This is a genomic window from Pseudomonas sp. LBUM1676 (assembly GCF_059695605.1).
This window is the reverse complement of record NZ_CP166777.1, coordinates 3,912,669-3,930,072: the sequence shown is the minus strand read 5'-3', so window position 1 is coordinate 3,930,072 and position 17,404 is coordinate 3,912,669. Positions and strand designations below refer to the sequence as shown.

General features: G+C 57.0%; 15 protein-coding genes and 2 pseudogenes. 5 read left to right on the top strand and 12 right to left on the bottom strand.

Translation table 11 applies throughout. The annotated features are described in order from the left end of the window. The 3 genes and pseudogenes from ACA041_RS18135 (at window position 1) to ACA041_RS18125 (ending at window position 3,857) form a co-directional block, all read left to right on the top strand. Window positions 1–675 (top strand): glutathione S-transferase family protein, encoded by a 675-nt coding sequence (locus ACA041_RS18135; protein WP_497435073.1) that lies wholly within the window; start codon window positions 1–3, stop codon window positions 673–675. Between the two features lie 939 nt (window positions 676–1,614). After that, a pseudogene (ggt, locus tag ACA041_RS18130) lies at window positions 1,615–3,342 on the top strand (gamma-glutamyltransferase). A 203-nt stretch (window positions 3,343–3,545) separates the two neighbouring features. Continuing rightward, a complete protein-coding gene (locus ACA041_RS18125) occupies window positions 3,546–3,857 on the top strand; it encodes a hypothetical protein (protein ID WP_497435069.1) in 312 nt (103 codons plus the stop codon). Window positions 3,858–4,360: 503 nt separating this feature from the next. Here ACA041_RS18125 and ACA041_RS18120 read toward each other — a convergent pair. The 11 genes from ACA041_RS18120 to ACA041_RS18070 all read right to left on the bottom strand — a co-directional run bounded on the left by ACA041_RS18120 (window position 4,361) and on the right by ACA041_RS18070 (window position 14,223). Beyond that, entirely contained in the window at window positions 4,361–5,362 is a 1,002-nt protein-coding gene (locus ACA041_RS18120; protein ID WP_497435063.1) for a D-cysteine desulfhydrase family protein, read from the bottom strand. Window positions 5,363–5,410: 48 nt separating this feature from the next. Next, entirely contained in the window at window positions 5,411–6,217 is an 807-nt protein-coding gene (locus tag ACA041_RS18115) for a sulfite exporter TauE/SafE family protein (protein WP_497435058.1), read from the bottom strand. 9 nt (window positions 6,218–6,226) lie between these two features. Beyond that, complete coding sequence (locus ACA041_RS18110) at window positions 6,227–7,501, bottom strand: NAD(P)/FAD-dependent oxidoreductase (RefSeq protein ID WP_497442108.1); 1,275 nt, start codon at window positions 7,499–7,501, stop codon at window positions 6,227–6,229. Window positions 7,502–7,560: 59 nt separating this feature from the next. Next, the gene (locus ACA041_RS18105; RefSeq protein WP_497435055.1) at window positions 7,561–8,424 is read right to left on the bottom strand and encodes an MBL fold metallo-hydrolase; all 864 of its coding nucleotides are present in this window, start codon (window positions 8,422–8,424) and stop codon (window positions 7,561–7,563) included. A gap of 16 nt (window positions 8,425–8,440) precedes the next feature. Next, the gene (locus ACA041_RS18100; protein ID WP_497435051.1) at window positions 8,441–9,208 is read right to left on the bottom strand and encodes an amino acid ABC transporter ATP-binding protein; all 768 of its coding nucleotides are present in this window, start codon (window positions 9,206–9,208) and stop codon (window positions 8,441–8,443) included. A 4-nt stretch (window positions 9,209–9,212) separates the two neighbouring features. Then, window positions 9,213–9,902, bottom strand: coding sequence for an amino acid ABC transporter permease (locus tag ACA041_RS18095; RefSeq protein WP_497435046.1), 690 nt, complete (start codon window positions 9,900–9,902; stop codon window positions 9,213–9,215). 2 nt (window positions 9,903–9,904) lie between these two features. Beyond that, complete coding sequence (locus tag ACA041_RS18090) at window positions 9,905–10,600, bottom strand: amino acid ABC transporter permease (RefSeq protein WP_497435040.1); 696 nt, start codon at window positions 10,598–10,600, stop codon at window positions 9,905–9,907. Window positions 10,601–10,643: 43 nt separating this feature from the next. After that, entirely contained in the window at window positions 10,644–11,489 is an 846-nt protein-coding gene (locus tag ACA041_RS18085) for an ABC transporter substrate-binding protein (RefSeq protein WP_497435034.1), read from the bottom strand. Between the two features lie 94 nt (window positions 11,490–11,583). Beyond that, window positions 11,584–12,762, bottom strand: a complete 1,179-nt coding sequence (locus ACA041_RS18080) for a trans-sulfuration enzyme family protein (RefSeq protein WP_497435031.1) — start codon at window positions 12,760–12,762, stop codon at window positions 11,584–11,586. 22 nt (window positions 12,763–12,784) lie between these two features. Further along, entirely contained in the window at window positions 12,785–13,825 is a 1,041-nt protein-coding gene (locus tag ACA041_RS18075) for a PLP-dependent cysteine synthase family protein (RefSeq protein WP_497442107.1), read from the bottom strand. A gap of 17 nt (window positions 13,826–13,842) precedes the next feature. After that, window positions 13,843–14,223: a Rid family detoxifying hydrolase gene (locus ACA041_RS18070; RefSeq protein WP_497435027.1), complete on the bottom strand. Its 381-nt coding sequence runs from the start codon at window positions 14,221–14,223 to the stop codon at window positions 13,843–13,845. Window positions 14,224–14,353: 130 nt separating this feature from the next. On the opposite strand from ACA041_RS18070, the gene ACA041_RS18065 reads away from it, so the two are divergent. Continuing rightward, window positions 14,354–14,812: an Lrp/AsnC family transcriptional regulator gene (locus ACA041_RS18065; RefSeq protein WP_497435022.1), complete on the top strand. Its 459-nt coding sequence runs from the start codon at window positions 14,354–14,356 to the stop codon at window positions 14,810–14,812. A gap of 235 nt (window positions 14,813–15,047) precedes the next feature. On the opposite strand, the pseudogene ACA041_RS18060 reads toward ACA041_RS18065, so the two are convergent. Next, window positions 15,048–15,233: pseudogene (locus tag ACA041_RS18060) on the bottom strand (IS5/IS1182 family transposase); the annotation flags it as partial. 518 nt (window positions 15,234–15,751) lie between these two features. Here ACA041_RS18060 and ACA041_RS18055 point away from each other — a divergent pair. Continuing rightward, window positions 15,752–17,401, top strand: a complete 1,650-nt coding sequence (locus tag ACA041_RS18055; RefSeq protein WP_497435017.1) for a flavin-containing monooxygenase — start codon at window positions 15,752–15,754, stop codon at window positions 17,399–17,401. Window positions 17,402–17,404: the final 3 nt, after the last annotated feature.

Sequence of the window (17,404 nt, the reverse complement as noted above, 5' to 3'; positions counted from 1 at the left end):
ATGGCCGAGCTAGCCCTGTATCATTGCGTAAGTGCCCGTTCTTTTAGGGTTTTATGGGCATTGGAAGAACTAGGGTTGACTTGTCGGCTGGTAATGATGGATTTTCCACCAAGATTGCATGCCAAGGAATTCTTCGAGATCAATCCCCTAGGCACCGTGCCCGCGCTCGTTGACCCGGACGGAGTGCTGACCGAGTCGTCGAGCATTTGCGAGTACTTAAGCCAGCGTTACGGTGATGGCGCCCTATCAATCAATAAAAGCGAAGCCGACTATGGTCGGTATCTGAACTGGTTAAGCGCGGGTGAGGCCACCCTGACTTTCCCTCAAACACTTGTCTTGCGTTACAACCACTTCGAGCCCCCTGAGCGACGGCAGGTGCAGGTGGTCGAGGATTACACTCGTTGGTTCCTCGGCCGTTTGCGGGGCGTGGAACGCGCCTTGCTGCATCGCGACTTTCTCTGTCAGAACCGTTTCAGCAATGCGGATATCAGTGTTGGCTATGCGTTGATGCTCGCCGATTTTCTCGGCCTGCGGCCCGAGTTCAATCAACTGACCGAAGCATACTGGCAGCGATTGCAGGAGCGGGAGGGGTTCGCTAAAGCACTCCAGGCCGAAAATGAGGCTGCACGGCAGCAGGGTATAAACCCAACACCATCCCCATTGCTGCGTAACTGATTGTTGCAGGTCTATTGACTGGATGCAGATTCACAATCTTAGGGGTTGAAAAAACATCTGCCTACCTTGCGTAAATGAAAGGAAGTAGGGCACGTCACTACATCGGCATCACCCATTACCGCTTGAACTGCCTGAGGATGATCCCTGCGCTGGGGAAACCCAGCATCCCCAACTCCAACCCCTGATCAACCGCCAGGGTCAGCACTATCATGCGTGGGCAATCCTATCAAGCCTTCGAAGGAATCATCTTGCAGAGCAAAGCTGTGGCCTACCCGAACCTGATGGCTCCCAGAATTAGCCAACAGCTTGAATACCGAAGGCAAAAACAAACAAAGCCGACGACTGCCCAAGGCAGCCTCAGCTTTGAAAAAGTTATGCCGGACACTCGTGACGCTCTGCGTGGGAAAATAGCCCGTGTTGCTCCGCATCCCAAAAGGACGCAGAGCGTCCTTTGTTGCTCTCTCGCCGTCGGCTGTTTAAAGCTTGTGAATGTTTTGTACCCAACCATGGCTATCCGGAGCCTGACAACGCTGGATGGAAACCAGGCGCTTTCTCAGTAATCTGGTGATTGGTCCTAGTTCACCGTCACCGATCTTGAGCTCTCCGCCGCGATACATGATCTTCCCGATCCCAGCAACCACGGTGGTGCCGACTCCGTTCCATCCGGACGTGCTTTTTGAGTTGGAGGCCGCAAGTTGGCGCTGAAGTTGCGAGTAACTGATGGGGCTATTGGTACCATTAAATTACTTAAAAATGGATCTAGTGATAAGCCCACTGTCGATCTACGCTGCTCGCCAGTTCCCACCATCAGATCACTCTTATGACGTTAGTGAGGGGCTTTACCGAAGAGTTGCAGTCAAGCGGAAAGCTCCTAAAAAATTATTTTGATGCATCCCTCGCAGGCAGATGTCAGCGTTCCCTAAAAAAAAGGGTCAGCTTATGAAATTCGAACCCTTTTCCAGATCACTGGTTGCTGCAGTTCTAGTTACTGCTTTTGCCACTGCACACGCCGCTTCCCAAGCCCCAATTGGGGGTGAGAATGGCATGGTGGTCACGGCGCAACATTTGGCCACTCATGTTGGTATCGACGTACTCAAGGCCGGTGGCAACGCGGTCGATGGGGCTGTTGCTGTCGGTTATGCGTTGGCAGTGGTTTATCCCGCAGCGGGCAATCTCGGCGGTGGTGGTTTTATGACAGTTCAGTTGGGCGATGGCCGAAAGACCTTTCTTGATTTCCGCGAAAAAGCGCCTATCGCTGCGACGGCCAACATGTACTTGGACAAGGCGGGCAACGTCGTCCCTAACCTGAGCCTGAAGGGGCAGCTGGCGGTCGCCGTTCCCGGAACCATCTCCGGGATGGAGCTTGCACTGGAGAAATACGGCACGAAAAAACGTGCAGAGATCATTGCACCCGCCATCAAGCTGGCTGAAGAAGGCTTCGTCCTAGAGCAAGGGGATGTCGACCTGCTCGATACGGCCACCGCTGACTTCAAGAAAGACATCCGCGACTAGGGATCGATTTTCCTGAACAAAGGCGAGCCGATGCAGGTCGGCGAGAAACTGGTGCAGAAAGACCTGGCCAAGACCCTCAGAGAAATTTCCGCCAAAGGCACCGACGGCTTCTACAAAGGCTGGGTCGCCAAAGCCATTGTAGATTCAAGCCAGGCAGGCAAGGGCATCATCGCCCAGGTCGACCTCGACAAATACAAGACCCGCGAACTGGCACCGATCGAATGCGATTACCGCGGCTATCACGTAGTCTCGGCACCACCTCCTAGTTCGGGTGGTGTGGTGATCTGCGAAATATTGAACATCCTCGAAGGCTACCCGATGGACAAACTGGGCTACCGCTCGGCTCAGGGGTTGCACTATCAGATCGAGGCAATGCGTCATGCCTATGTCGATCGTAACAGCTACTTGGGCGATCCTGATTTCGTAAAAAACCCGGTGGCTCATTTGCTGGACAAAGCGTACGCCGAGAAGCTGCGTTCCGCCATCGATCCCCAGAAAGCCGGTATTTCCCGGGAAATCAATCCAGGGGTAGCCCCCCATGAAGGTAACAACACCACCCATTACTCGATCGTCGACAAGTGGGGCAATGCGGTGTCGGTGACCTATACCCTGAACGATTGGTTCGGTGCGGGGGTCATGGCGAGCAAGATCGGGATCATCCTCAACAACGAGATGGATGACTTCACCTCCAAGGTCGGCGTGCCGAACATGTACGGTCTGGTACAGGGCGAGGCCAATGCCATTGCGCCCGGTAAAACGCCGCTGTCGTCAATGAGTCCGACCATCGTCACCAAGGATGGCAAGACAGTAATGGTCGTGGGTACGCCGGGCGGTAGCCGCATCATCACAGCCACCTTGCTGACTATCCTCAATGTCATCGATTACAAGATGAACATTCAGGAAGCGGTTGATGCGCCGCGTTTCCACCAGCAGTGGTTGCCGGAGGAGACAAATATTGAAGCGTTCGCGGTGAGCCCGGACACGCAGAAGATCCTCGAAAGCTGGGGTCACAAGTTCGCCGGTCCCCAACCGTTGAATCACCTAGCGGCGATTCTGGTCGGCGCGCCTTCACTCGATGGCAAGCCAGTGGGTAAGAATCGATTCTATGGGGCAAACGATCCACGTCGCAATACGGGGCTGTCGCTTGGGTATTGAGTACGGTAACGTCCTTTAATTCGGATTAGTCCGGTTGTGCAGGTTCTCTTAACGTGAGCCTGCACAATGACTGACACCCGATGTTTTTTTTTCTTGGATCTTGAGCAGCGCCTGCTTTTCAGGCGCAACGGATCAAAATACACTCAAGATAAAGCGCCAGCCACGCCTGACGTGTGAGTAGTCTAATCGTGGCGGCGATACGCTTGACCTCACCATTCCTTCACGCTCGTACGCTACGACATCTCCCAGAGAGTAATCTCTACGCCTACTATCACAAACAACCGCATCGCCAGTCATCAGTGTCGGCGCGCATGTATATGGGCTCGGTGGCGAGCCAGATGGAATCGACGCGGATCATCGCAACAGGTCTCGTAGAAAAGCAGAACATGCCGCTGCATTGTCTGCCGGCCAACTCACCCCAATTACGCCTTTTGAATGAGGCACTTCGATTCGGATCGTGGACGGAAGAACTTGAGGTGCCACTGCCGCTGCCGCTGCTGGCGCCAATGCCTTGACCGGAATAAAGGCAGTTTGCAGTGCCAAGTTTTTCTACGCATGCAGCCGAATCCATTTATGGACAAGGTTTGCATTGAGGTTGTGGCTCTAGGCGACATTGGCAATTGAAGTGTCAGTCTGCGCGCACTCGGCAATGGCCTGGGCCTTGAAGGATTTGGAATAGGAACGACGTTCTTGTGGCATGGGCGTTGGGGTGAATCAGGTGTAAACCTATTTCAGGACTAGACAGGACACCATCGCCTCCAGCGACGGTGTCAGGAAGGTGTGTTGGCCGGACGGTTACCCAAGTCGAAGTCGATCTCGAGTTGCACATAGGGGTCGGCGATTTTGATCACGGCTGGAAGGTTTTCCAGAGGGACAAAGTCAAACCGAAACCGAAGCCGAAGCATCGAGGTCCTACAGCCATCAGAGTAGCCGGACTACCTGGGGCGCCGATAGCGATCACGCTCAAACGCTGATCGAAACGGATTCGTTCGGCGGTCACTGGCTGGCAGGTAAGATTTCAGATGTTCTGCGTAAAATCATCGGAGTAGGCGAACAACCCGGCTTGCCCGCCGGTGTGCAGGAATACGACGTTCTCCAAGGGTGAGAAACAGCCGCGCCCAATAAGGTCGATTAGACCGGCCATGGCTTTACCGGTATACACCGGGTCGAGCAGGATCGCCTCGAGACGGGCGAGCCTCAGAATGGCGTTAAGGCCATTTGCAGTAGGTATCCCGTAGCCCTCGCCAAGATAGCCGCCCTCCACCCGTACCGCTGAGGCGTCACATGCAACCGAGGCGCCCAAGGTTTCGAGTGTGGCCTGCACCTGTTGGCAGACCAAAGTGCTTTGGGCGGCAGCGTCGCCCATGATGCTAATGCCGATTACTTGCGTCGACTGGTGCTGGGCCAGCATGCCGGCGAGTAAACCGGCTTGGGTGCCGCCACTGCCTGTGGCCAGTACTATGTGGTCGAGAGTGATTTCCATTTGCCGCGCCTGCTGCAACAACTCTTCGACGCATGCCACATAACCCAGATTGCCCACGGCGCTGGACCCTCCCAGCGGCACTGCGTAGGGAGTCTGGCCTTGATGCCGCAGAACCGCGACAGCTTCTCGCAGTTGCGCCGCCATGTCGGTTCCGCGTGGATAAATACGGACCTCGGCACCGAACAGCCGATCAAGTAGCAGATTGCCGTTCTGCTGATACGCCGCGGATTGGTTGTCCACCTTGTTCTCCAGCAGGGCGAGGCACTTCAAGCCAACCTTTACCGCTGCTGCCGCAGTTTGCCGGACGTGGTTGGATTGCAATGCACCTACGGTGACCACATGGCTGGCACCTTGCGCCAAGGCCTCGCCAAGCAGGAACTCCAGCTTGCGGGCTTTATTGCCGCCGGTCGCAAGCCCCGAACAGTCATCGCGCTTGATAAACAGGTGTGGACCACCCAATTCGGCGCTTAGCCTGGGCAATGGCTCCAGCGGCGTGGGTGAGTTGCAGAGGCGTATCCGTGCTTTGCTGTCCAACATGGTGAAGCTCCTTAAGGGGGTGAAAAAGACCAAACCTCGGTATGTTTTCTACATCCAGGTTTTGAGCAAGAGGTAGCCGGCAACCACAATGCACACTGCGGAAAAACCGAGATGTATCGCATTGGCGGGAATACTCGGGGAGAGAATTCTGCCCAACAACATCCCACTGACACTGGCGGCGATAAACACGCCCCCGGTAGCCGTTATGTGGGCGCCTGCGTGAATAGAGCCCGCCACTGCAGTGGCGGAGATCAGGGCAATGGCCATCAGCGAGGTGGCTACGATGCCATGCATCCGGATGTCTGAAAGCTGTTGAAACGCCGGCACCATCAAGAATCCTCCACCCACACCGAGCATCCCCGTGAGTAGCCCTGAGATTGAGCCGACGACGGCCAGGGTGGTTGAGCATTTCAGGGTCCAGCGCAGTCGGCCGGTCTCAGGATTGAGCATGCAATTTTTGTGTTGCCAGCACTGCTCATCGTCTGTGGTTTTAGCCTTGCTGCCGCACGCCTGTCGAATCATGCGTATCGCCACAATGACCATCACCAAGCTGAACAGGGAGATCAGTACGGCATTGGGTAGCGAATGGGAAAGGTACACGCCCAGAGGCGAGAAGACGGCCCCCAATAGCGCCATCAGCAGGGCTGCACGATAACGGACCAGGCCTTTTCTAAGGCCATCCATTGCCCCGACAGCGGCTGCGGCGCAGACGGCAAACAACGCAACGGGAGTCGCTTGCATCATGGTCCAGCCCAGACCGATCACCAGCGCCGGAATAGCCAGAATGCCGCCCCCAGCGCCGGTAAGGCCGAGAATGACGCCGATGATTATTCCGAACATTCCACTCATAAGCATGCTCGGACCTCACTCAGATGTGGATGCGCTGGTGAGCCACTCGCGGCCTTTGAGCATGCCATTCCAGTAAAACCAGGGCAAAAATCTGGCTTTCAGGAACCAGGCGGACCGCCGGGCTACCGTCGGATCCAGGGGGAAGGAGGGCAGCAGTTTCCCGCCGTAGCCGAACTCTGCCAGCACCACTTTGCCTTTCTCCACCGTGAGCGGGCATGACCCGTAGCCATCGTAGCGCAGCGGCATTGGCTGAAGGCGACGCAACGCCAGGAGATTCTCGGCGACGACGACAATTTGCTTGCGGACGGCGGCAGCGGTTTTGGCGTTGCTGGTGGAGCAGATATCACCCAGCGCGAATACGTCCGGATAACGACTGTGTTGCAACGTTCCCGGATCCACCTCGCACCAGCCGGCGGAATCCGCCAGGGGGCTGCAACGAATGAACTCGGGGGCTACCTGTGGCGGCACCACATGGAGCATGTCGAAATGCTTGGCGTGCCGAGAGAGTGTTCCGTGCTCGTCCCGGCTTTCGAACCAGGCGGTTTTTCCCGGGCCATCGACTTTGACCAGGTTCGAGCCAAAGACCAACTGGGCCTGATACTTCTCGATGTACTTCATCAGTGGGGGGACGAAAGCCGCTACCCCGAACAGGGTGGCGCCGGCGAGATTGAACTCGACATCCACGTCCTGCAGGACACCTGACTTTTGCCAGTGATCGCAGGACAGATACAAAGCCTTTTGGGGGGCGCCGGCACATTTGATCGGCATGGCGGGCTGGGAAAAAAGTGCTTTGCCGCAGCGTAACCCCTGCACCAGCTGCCAAGTATAGGTGCAAAGATCATAGCGATAGTTGGACGTCACCCCATTCTTGCCCAGGGTTTCTTCCAGCCCTTCGATGTTCTCCCAGGCCAGCCTCAGCCCCGGGCAGACAATGAGGTTTTGATAGGCGACGCTTTGACCATTGCTCAGCGTCAGGTGCTTGCTGTCCGGCAGGACCTCGACCACCGCGGCCTTGATCCAGGTGGCGCCGCGCGGAATGACTTGCGACATGGGCCTGACGGTCTTGCGCACGTCATACGCTCCACCGCCGACCAGCGTCCAGGCCGGTTGGTAGTAGTGCTGGTCATTGGGTTCAATCAGCGTGATCCGCAGGTTGGGAGCCCTCTTGAGCAGGCTGGCCGCGACCCCGATGCCCGCCGACCCAGCCCCGATGATCAGGATGTCGGCGGTGATGTCGGGGGTTATTTGACCGGCTGTTGAAAAATCTTTGCTGTGAGCGGTGACTTGCATGCCAATTAGACTCTTCAAGAGGTTATCCATGTCGCTCTGCCTGAACTCAATAAAGCTATTCAGAACACATTGAGCGGAATCTTCAGGTAGCTGATGCCATTGGCCTTTGCGGCGGGTGTCTCGCCGGCCCGCATGTTGATCTGTACTGAAGGCAGCAGCAGCCTGGGCTGGCCCAGGATCTTGTCGCGCGCTGTGCGCAGGGTAACGAAATCAGCCTCGCCGATACCTTGGCCGGCATGGATGTTGAATACCCGTTCTTCGTCCACTGTGGTTTGGTAACAGTAGTGGTCGCGACCGAGGGATTTGTAGTCGTGGCACATGAACAGGCGGGTATTGCCCGGCAGCTCGAACAGCCTGCCAATCGATCGGTACAATTGATGCGCGTTGCCACCGGGAAAGTCGCAGCGGGCGGTGCCGCAGTCGGGCATGAACAGGGTGTCGCCAACGAACGCCGCATCTTCGATCAGGTAGCTCACGCAAGCCGGCGTATGACCTGGGGTGTGCAGTACATGGACGGCCAGCGCGCCTATGTGGAATGTCTCGCCGTCGGCGAACAGACGATCGAACTGACTACCGTCCACCCTGAACCCGTCTTCGGCGTCGAACAGCCTGGCAAAGGTCTCCTGCACCAAGGGAATGCGATCGCCAATGCCGATCTGTCCGCCTAGTTGCTCCTGCAGATAGCGGGCGGCCGAGAGGTGGTCGGCATGCATATGGGTTTCCAGAATCCATTCGAGCGCAAACCCGTTAGAGCGCACATGCTCGATCAGGCGGTCGGCACTCGCGTACGAGATGCGCGCGGCGGCGGCGTCGTAGTCGAGCACCGGATCGATGATCGCGCAGCGGCGAGTCATCGGGTCGCTGACTAGATAGCTGTAGGTGCAGCTCTCGGGGTCGAAGACAGACTCAAGGTTAAACGGCATAGTCATTTTTCCAGGTTCAAATCGTCAGGGGAGTGCCTGCTACAGGCGCCTCGGCCCATGGCGAACGAATATCGGACAGGAATCGCTGCGCGCGCGGATGCTCTGGATGCTGGAAGAAAGACTCGGGCGTCGCTCGTTCGAGCACCTTGCCCTGATCCATGAAGATCACTCGATCGGCCACCTCGCGCGCGAAACCCATCTCGTGAGTGACGCACACCATGGTCATGCCTTCCTTGGCCAAACCTTTCATCGCTTGCAAAACCTCGCCGACCATCTCTGGGTCGAGCGCGGAGGTGGGCTCATCGAACAGCATCACGGGTGGGTTCATCGCCAGCGCCCTGGCAATGGCCACGCGCTGTTGTTGCCCGCCCGACAGCTCACCGGGGTAGGCGCAGGCCTTGTGGGCCAGGCCCACTCGATCCAGCAGACTCAGGGCCAGATCGTCCGCCTCTTTGGCGGACAGCTTTCGGATGCGACGGGGGGCGAGGGTGCAGTTCTGCAATACGGTGAGGTGCGGAAACAGATTGAACTGCTGAAAGACGAAGCCGATCCGGCTGCGCAGTGCGTTCACACTGGTACCCCGGCCGTAGATATCCACTCCGTCGATGAAGATGTGGCCGCCCTGGATGGCTTCCAGCCGGTTGAGGGTACGAATCATCGTCGATTTGCCGGAACCCGACGGGCCGCAGACCACGACCACCTCACCCTTGGTGACGGTTTCGTTGATGTCGGCCAGAGCATGGTAGCTGCCGTACCACTTGTTGACGTTTTCTAGTTTGATCACGGGATTAAACCTTTGCAGAACGGACGGCGAGATGCTTTTCCAGCCAGTAGGCGAAGCGCGACAGGCTGAAGCACATGACGAAGTAAGTGAGGCCGAGCAGCGCATAGATCTCGACCGGTTTGGTCGGCAGTTGAGCACTGATCTGCGACGCGACGAACGACACTTCGGACAGGCTGATGATGTAACCCAGTGAGGTCTCCTTGATGGTGGAGACGAACTGATTCACCAGTGAGGGCAGCATGTTGCGAAAGGCCTGGGGCAGGATCACCAACAGCATCGAGGCCAGGTAAGAGAAGCCGAGCGAGCGAGCGCTTTCCATTTGTCCGCGCGGCAAACCCAAAATCCCGGCGCGGATGATTTCGGCGAGGTAGACCGCATCGAAAATCACCAGGGCGGCAAGCATGGTGCCGAATTGATCGGTGCGTTGACCGGTCAGGGTCGGCAGGAGGAAATAGGCCCAGAAGATCACCATTAACAACGGGGTACCACGCAGGACATGCACCAACCCTGTAACCGGCACGCGTAAAAACGCGTAGGGACTGATGCGGCACAGTGCGAGTAGCACCCCGACCGGAAAGGCCAGTACCAGGGCCGAGGCTGCCAGGATCAGGGTCATCAACAGACCACCCAGCGGACCGTTCGGGTACTGGCCGATCAGGTAGTACAGCCCATAGGTTTGGATGATATCGAACATCGTCAGGCACTCCGTACGGGATAGCGTTGCTGGTACCAGCTGGACAGCAGCGTGATGGCAATCGAGACGCTGACATAACTTGCCGTGGCAACAGCGAACGACTCGAAACCCCGGAAGGTGGCGCTTTCCACTTGCTGGGCCTGGTACATCATTTCAGCGACGCCGATCACCATGGCGATGCTGGTGTTCTTCCACAGGTTCAGCGTCTGGCTGATCAGCGGTGGCACCGTTACCCGCAGCGACTGCGGGAGGATCACCAGCCGCATGGTGCTGATGAAACCGAAACCGAGGGTGCGACCGGCTTCCATTTGCTCCTTGGGAATGGAGCGCAAGCCGCTGCGGATGTCCTCGGCCATATACGCGGCGGTGTACAGCACCAGGGCGATGACCGCACTGATCGCCTCGATGTTGTGCTGGTAAATCCAGGACTTGATGGATTCCGGCAGTAGCTCCGGCGCGGCGAAATACCAGAACAACATGTGTGCCAGCAGCGGCACATTGCGTATCGCTTCCACGTAGGTGATCGCAATGCCGCGTAGTGGGGCGTAGGGGGCGAGCCGCAAGACGGCGATAACGATCGCCAGCGGCACGGCGATGACCAGGGAGATCAGGGCGAGCTGGATAGACAGCAGCAAGCCACTGACCAGCCAGTCGTGATACTGCCCGGAGAGCACAATCGACAAATCAAACATATTCATAAGTAGGCCCGTGGCCCGACCGAAGGTCGGGCCTTCAACGAAGTCAGTTGATGTTGTCGGTTTCGAATTTGAACGAGCGGCTGGCGAACTTCATTTTGGTGTCCGGGCCGAACCACTTTAAGAACAGCCTGCCGGCCGCGCCGGTAGTCTCCAGGTCGAGCAGTGCCTTGTTCACCTGCTCCTGCAAGGCCGGCTCGCCTTTCCTCAGGCCCAGCGCCAAGTGTTCGGTTGACAGGCTCTGCGGGAGGATCCGGTAGTTGTTTGCTGCATCACCGAGCTTCGCGAAATTGCCGGCCAATGAAGTCTCGTCGTTGACGTAAGCCACACCTTTGCCTTGTTGCAGGGCGAGCAAGGCCTGAGGGTTGCTGTCGAACGAGACGACCTGGACGCCGGGGATCTTCGATCTGACGACCTGCTCCATCGTAGTGCCTTTGATCGTCAGCACCTTCTTGCCTACCAGTTGGTCAAGTTGGTCAATACCGCTGTCTGCCTTGACCATGACCTTCTGACCGGTGATGAAAGTTGAGAGTGAGAAGTTGATCAGCGCCTCGCGCTCCTTGCTATGTGTCAAGGAGGCTGCGAGGAGATCGACACGGCCCTGCTGCAGTTCGGGGATACGTGCGGCGACCGCCAATTGTTTCAGCACCGGCTTGACTCCGATGCTCGCGGCGATGGCGTTGCACAGATCCACGTCGTACCCATCGATTGCGCGAGACGCAGGATTCATCATGAAGCTGAACGGCTCGTCGGTGCCGAGCACGCCACAGACTAATTCACCTTTTTCTTTGATGTCGCCAAGTTGGTCGGCGGAAGCCGAGACGCTCGTAGTCAGCGCGAGTGCCAGCACCGCAGCCTTCCAGTGACTTTTGGATACACTGATCGTTTGCATTTTTCTTGACCTTATTATTGTGAAAAGGCACACCCGCATTAGCGAGCATTGGCTGGATAAACTTTGAGGCGCCTGTAGTTGATGTTGGTATTGGTTACTGGGCCGAAGTGGCACGCAGTTGCTCGAAACCCCCACTCAAGTCGGCGATCAGGTCATCGACGTGCTCCAGACCGATGGAGAGCCGGACCAGGTTCTCGCTGATGCCAATATTGATTTTCTGTTCATGGCTCAACGAGTTGTGCGACATGCTGTAGGAATGGTTGATCATGCTTTCAACCCCTCCCAGGGAGTCGGCTAGTACAAAGATCGACAGCTGCTCGATGAAAGGGGTTATAGCCTCGCGGTCTCCCTTCAACTTTAGCGAGACCACCGCACCGCCGGAGCGCATCTGGCGGTTGCACAGAGCGTGCTGCGGATGGCTTTCCAGCCCCGGGTAGAAAACCTCCTCAACCTGTGGGTGCGTGCTGAGGAAACGAGCGATCTGCGCCGCATTGCTGCACTGGCGCTCCATGCGCACATCAAGGGTTTTCAGCCCGCGCAAGGCGAGGTAGCAGTCGAACGGCCCCTGGACCGCACCGATGGCATTGCTGATGGAGCGCAGGCGGGTGAGCAGTTGATTATCGGCCGCGACGACGACGCCACCGATCAGGTCGGAATGCCCTCCGATGTATTTACTTGCCGAGTGCATCACCAGATCGACGCCGTACTCAATGGGCCGTTGATTCCAGGGAGAGCAGAAGGTGTTGTCGACGCAGGTCAGTATTCCGTGAGCGCGGGCGAATTCGGTCACGCACTGGATGTCTACTAGCTGCAGCAAAGGGTTGGTTGGCGTTTCTATCCAGATCATTCGGGTGTTATCGCGACAGCTGGCGGCCAGTGACTCGAGGTCGTTGAGGTCGATGTAGCTGGCGCTCAGCCCGGATGTCTTGCTTCGATAGTCCTCCATCAGGCGGAAGGTGCCACCGTAGACGCCAGCCATAACGATCACATGGGAGTCCTTTGGCAGAAGCTCGAGCACGGTGGCGGTGGCGGCCATGCCCGAAGCGCAGGCCACAGCACCACAGCCAGATTCCAATTGTGCAATGCAGCTCTCGTAGGCATGGCGGGTTGGGTTGCCGCCGCGCCCATAGGTGTAGTCTGGACTGTCGTCAAGACTGCGCTTGATAAACGAACTGGAGGTGACTATCGCCGGGAAGATCGCATTTTCCGCGTAGGTCGACTGTTCGCCGGCGTGGATTACTTGAGTCGAGAAGTTGTTCTTGTTGTGGCTCATAGTCAGTGATGCCTCGCGGGGGCTAAAGAAAGCGATCGAGTTGTTTCGCATAGGGTGTAATGTCGCCGATATTGCGAGTGACCCAGTCAACGTCGTAGTAGGTATCCAGATAGCGTTCACCGCTATCGCACATCAGGGTCACGATAGAGCCCTGCAGGCCTTGCTCCTGCATCTGTAACGCCACATTCAGCGCACCCCACATATTGGTCCCGGTGGAGCCTCCGGGTTTCTTGCCGAGCAACTTTTCCAACCAGTAGAGGGTGGCGATGCTGGCCGGGTCGGGCACCTTGAGCATGTCGTCGATCACGTCCGGCAGGAAGGACGGCTCCACCTGAGGGCGGCCGATGCCTTCGATGCGGCTGCCATGAGGGCTGGTGAGGTTGGGGTTGCCTGTACGGTAGCTTTCATAGAACACCGAGTTTTCGGGATCGACCACGATCAGCCGGGTGTCGTGGCCCTTGTAGCGAATGTAGCGGCCGAGGGTCGAGGATGTGCCGCCAGTGCCGGCGCTCATGACAATCGCGTGGGGAACGGGGTGTGGCTCGCCGGTCATCTGCTGGAAGATGCTGTCGGCGATATTGTTGTTGCCGCGCCAGTCCGTCGCCCGCTCGGCGTAGGTGAACTGGTCCATGTAGTGGCCGTCGCTCTCGTGCGCCAGGCGCTTTGCCTCGGCATAGACATGGGACGAGTGATCAACGAAGTAGCAGTGTCCGCCGAGCTGCTCGACCTGTTCGACTTTCTTGCTTGCGGTGTTGCGCGGCATGACTGCGGTGAAGCGCAAGCCCAGCAGTTTGGCGAAATAGGCTTCGGACACGGCTGTGCTGCCTGAGGAGGCTTCGACCACATGGGTGCCCTCGCGGATCTTGCCGCTGCAGATGGCATGCAGGAACAGCGAGCGTGCCAGCCGGTGCTTGAGGCTGCCGGTGGGATGGGTACTCTCGTCCTTGAGGTAGATGTCGACGCCCTTCAAACCCGGAATTTCCAGCTTGTGAATATGGGTGTCCGCGGAACGTAGCAGGTCGCAGGAAATACTCCTGATGGCTGTGCGGATCCAGTCATTCATCATGATCTGACCCCGGCTCAGCATGCGGCCACGGCGATCGCGTCCACTTCCACCAACGCTGCTCGCGGCAAGCTGCTGACGCCGATCGCCGCGCGCGCCGGATAGGGCTTGGCGAACAGCTCCTCCATCACCCCATTGATCAGGGCGAAGTGGCTCAAGTCAGTCAGGTAGATGTTCAGTTTGACCACATTGGCGAAGCTCATCGCGGCCTCTTCCAGAATCGCACCCAGGTTGGCGAAGGTTTGCCGAGTCTGTGCTTCGATGCCTTCGACCATCTGCATGCTATGTGGGTCCAGGGCGATCTGACCGGAAACGTAAAGGGTGTCTGCACATTTTACGGCTTGCGAATAAGGGCCAATCGCTTTAGGCGCGGCAAGGGTGGCGATGATCTTCTTCATATTCGGGTGTCTCCGGGCACGTATTTATGGAGTAAATCTTACGGTCGCCGACCAGAAATAGAGTTTTCATTTTTCTACGCTTTACGCTATTTTTTAGAAAAATTTTCTACAAAATACGGCAAAAAGAAGAATGGATAGTTTCGATCGCCACATACTCTCTCTCCTGCAACGCGATGCCAGCATCCCCCTCAAGGATTTAGCCGAGGCCGTCAACCTTTCAACGACCCCCTGCTGGAAGCGGGTAAAGAAGCTCGAGGAAGGGGGCTATATCAGAGCCAAGGTGATCCTGCTGGACCCGGTCCGATTGGGCTTGGGGCTAACAGTGTTCGTGCAACTCAAGACACAGCGTCACGACAAACTCTGGCTGGAAGCATTTGCCAAGAGCGTGGTTCAGTTCGAAGAGGTGGTGGAGTTCTACAGAATGTCTGGGGAGTGGGACTACATGCTTCGGGTGGTGGTCAACGACATAGCCGCCTATGACAGCTTCTACAAGAAACTGATCAATAGCACCGAGGGGCTTTCCAACATCACCTCAAGCTTTTCGATGGAGCAGATCAAATACACCACGGCACTGCCTTTACCTCGATGATCTGCACTGCGCGCAGGAGTACCTGCCGCTACGCGATGGCTTCCTTCAAGGCCTGCATGTGAAAAGGGTCGCCTTCCAACAGGGCCATCAAATCGTTGATGGCCCTTTCAATGTCACAGATCAAGTCACTGACTCGTGCGCGGGCTACCTGCGCGGAGGTAAGTCTGTGCAGGTACCTTGGAACGCTTCGCCGGCGAGCCCGACCGACTCAGCAAACGTCGGGTGGGGGTGGATGGCCGCGCATCATCATGGAGCGGGCGTTTTGATCGGTCAGTGAGACCTGTTTATCCGGTGATTCGTTGAGCTGGATTTCAATCGCTTGAAGATCCTTCATTTGCGTCTTCAGTTTGGCGATTTTCTCTTCCAGTTGCACGGTTTTGGGCTCAGAGGATGTGGGCTCTTGCCGATTGACGGCATCAAGTAGCAAAGTGCTTTGGCCCCGGTGCGCAACTCGGATGAAGCGCTTCATGGGCGATCCTTGCGATGAAATCCTCAGAAATCGTAGCAAGGGTTCGCGGAGGCGTTTTTACACTCTCTGGACCGATTCCTGCCGGTCGCGACTGACCGAAATCGACCTAGGCTCTCAGTAAGTACCGGCAGCAGTCCACCAAACAGCGGCCAAAGCCCCCCCAGCGCAGTGCCAGGCGTCAACACCAAGCCAACGATGTGACGCCTCCAGCAGTAGCGGAAAAACTGAACCCAATGCTCGGGATGATTTGATCACACCATGAAGCCGCAAGCCTCACTCTGCCTATATCGCTAGTCGTGCAAGGCGTGGCTGAAAGAGCCGCACCAGATTCTTCAATATATTCACCGTTTCTTTCAAGAGCTGAGCCCATCCTCATTGTTATGGTTTGTCCGTGCCTTCAAGTTGCTTGTCAGTTGCAGAAAATAAAGGCAAAAAAAAATAATACAAACATAACAATATGAGGCTTCAAAATGAGTGTTCAATTGGTACCCGGCTCTGTGTCTTCCGGAAACGGTAAAGTGACTCATCTGGATGCAGTGGTGATTGGTGCCGGCGTAGCCGGCATTTATCAGTTGTATCGACTTCGTGAGATGGGCTTGAAGGTCCGCTCCTACGATACAGCTTCCGGTGTCGGCGGCACATGGTATTGGAACCGCTACCCCGGCGCTCGCTTTGACTCCCAGGCTGAGATTTATCAGTACTGGTTCTCCGAAGAACTCTATAAATCCTGGCAACCTACCGAGCGGTTCCCTGCCCAGCCAGAAACGGAGGAGTGGCTGAACTTCGTTGCTGACCGCCTAGACCTCAAGAAAGATATACAGTTCAACACCCGTATCGCTTCCGCTCACTACTGCGAGGAGAGCGCTCGCTGGAATGTGACAACCGAAGCAGGCGAAACGATCAATACGCAATACCTGATCTCCTGCAGCGGCATGCTATCCGCCCCACTGTCTGATCGTTTCCCTGGCCAAGCTAACTTCAAGGGGCAGATCTACCACACCGGCCTGTGGCCGAAAAATCCAGTGGACTTCAAGGGTAAACGTGTGGCCGTTGTGGGCACCGGCGCCACCGGTATCCAGGTGATCCAGACCATCGCGCCTCAGGTGGAATCGATGAAGATTTTCGTGCGCACTCCGCAGTACGTGATTCCGATGAAGAACCCCAAATACAGTAAGGAAGACTGGGAAAAGTGGGGGGCACAGTTCCACCAGCTCAAGAAGCGCGTGCGAGAGACCTTTGCTGGCTTCGACTACGACTTCGACGCCGGCCCCTGGGCCGAGAAGACCCCGAGCGAGCGCCGATCCGTGCTGGAAAGCCTGTGGGAAGAAGGCTCGCTGGCCGTGTGGCTGTCCTCCTTTTCCGAGATGTTCTACGACGAACAAGTCAGTGAGGTTGTGTCGGAATTCGTGCGCGAAAAGATGCGGGAGCGCCTCCAGACCAACCCAGATCTGTGCAACCTATTGATCCCGACGGAGTATGGATTCGGCACCCATCGCGTGCCGCTGGAAAACAAGTACCTTGAAGTCTATTTGCAATCCAACGTCGAGGCGGTGGACTGCAAGCAGTCCCCGATCGAGCGCATTGTGCCCGAGGGTATCCAAACCTCCGACGGCAAGATACACGAGGTGGACATTATCGTACTGGCCGTGGGCTTTGACGCCGGCTCCGGCGCACTCAGCCGCATCGACATTCGAGGCCGCGACAGCCGTTCGCTGAAGGAGCAGTGGAAGCAGGAAATCCGCACGTCTATGGGGCTGCAGATCCACGGTTATCCCAACCTGTTTACTACAGGTGCACCGCTGGCACCGTCGGCCGCGCTTTGCAACATGACCACCTGCCTCCAGCAGCAGGTGGACTGGATTACCGGGTGCATCGAATACGCCAGCCAGCACGGCAAACAAGTGGTGGAAGCCTCCAAAGAGTTCGAGGACGATTGGGTACAGCACCACGATGAAACGGCAGCCAAGACGCTGGTGGCCAAGACCGACTCTTGGTACATGGGCTCGAATGTGGAAGGAAAGCCGCGCAGGCTCCTGTCGTATATCGGCGGCGTAGGCAACTACCATCGCCGGTGCGATGAGATCGCCGCACAGGGTTACCCGGGTTTCGAAATGGCCTGACGT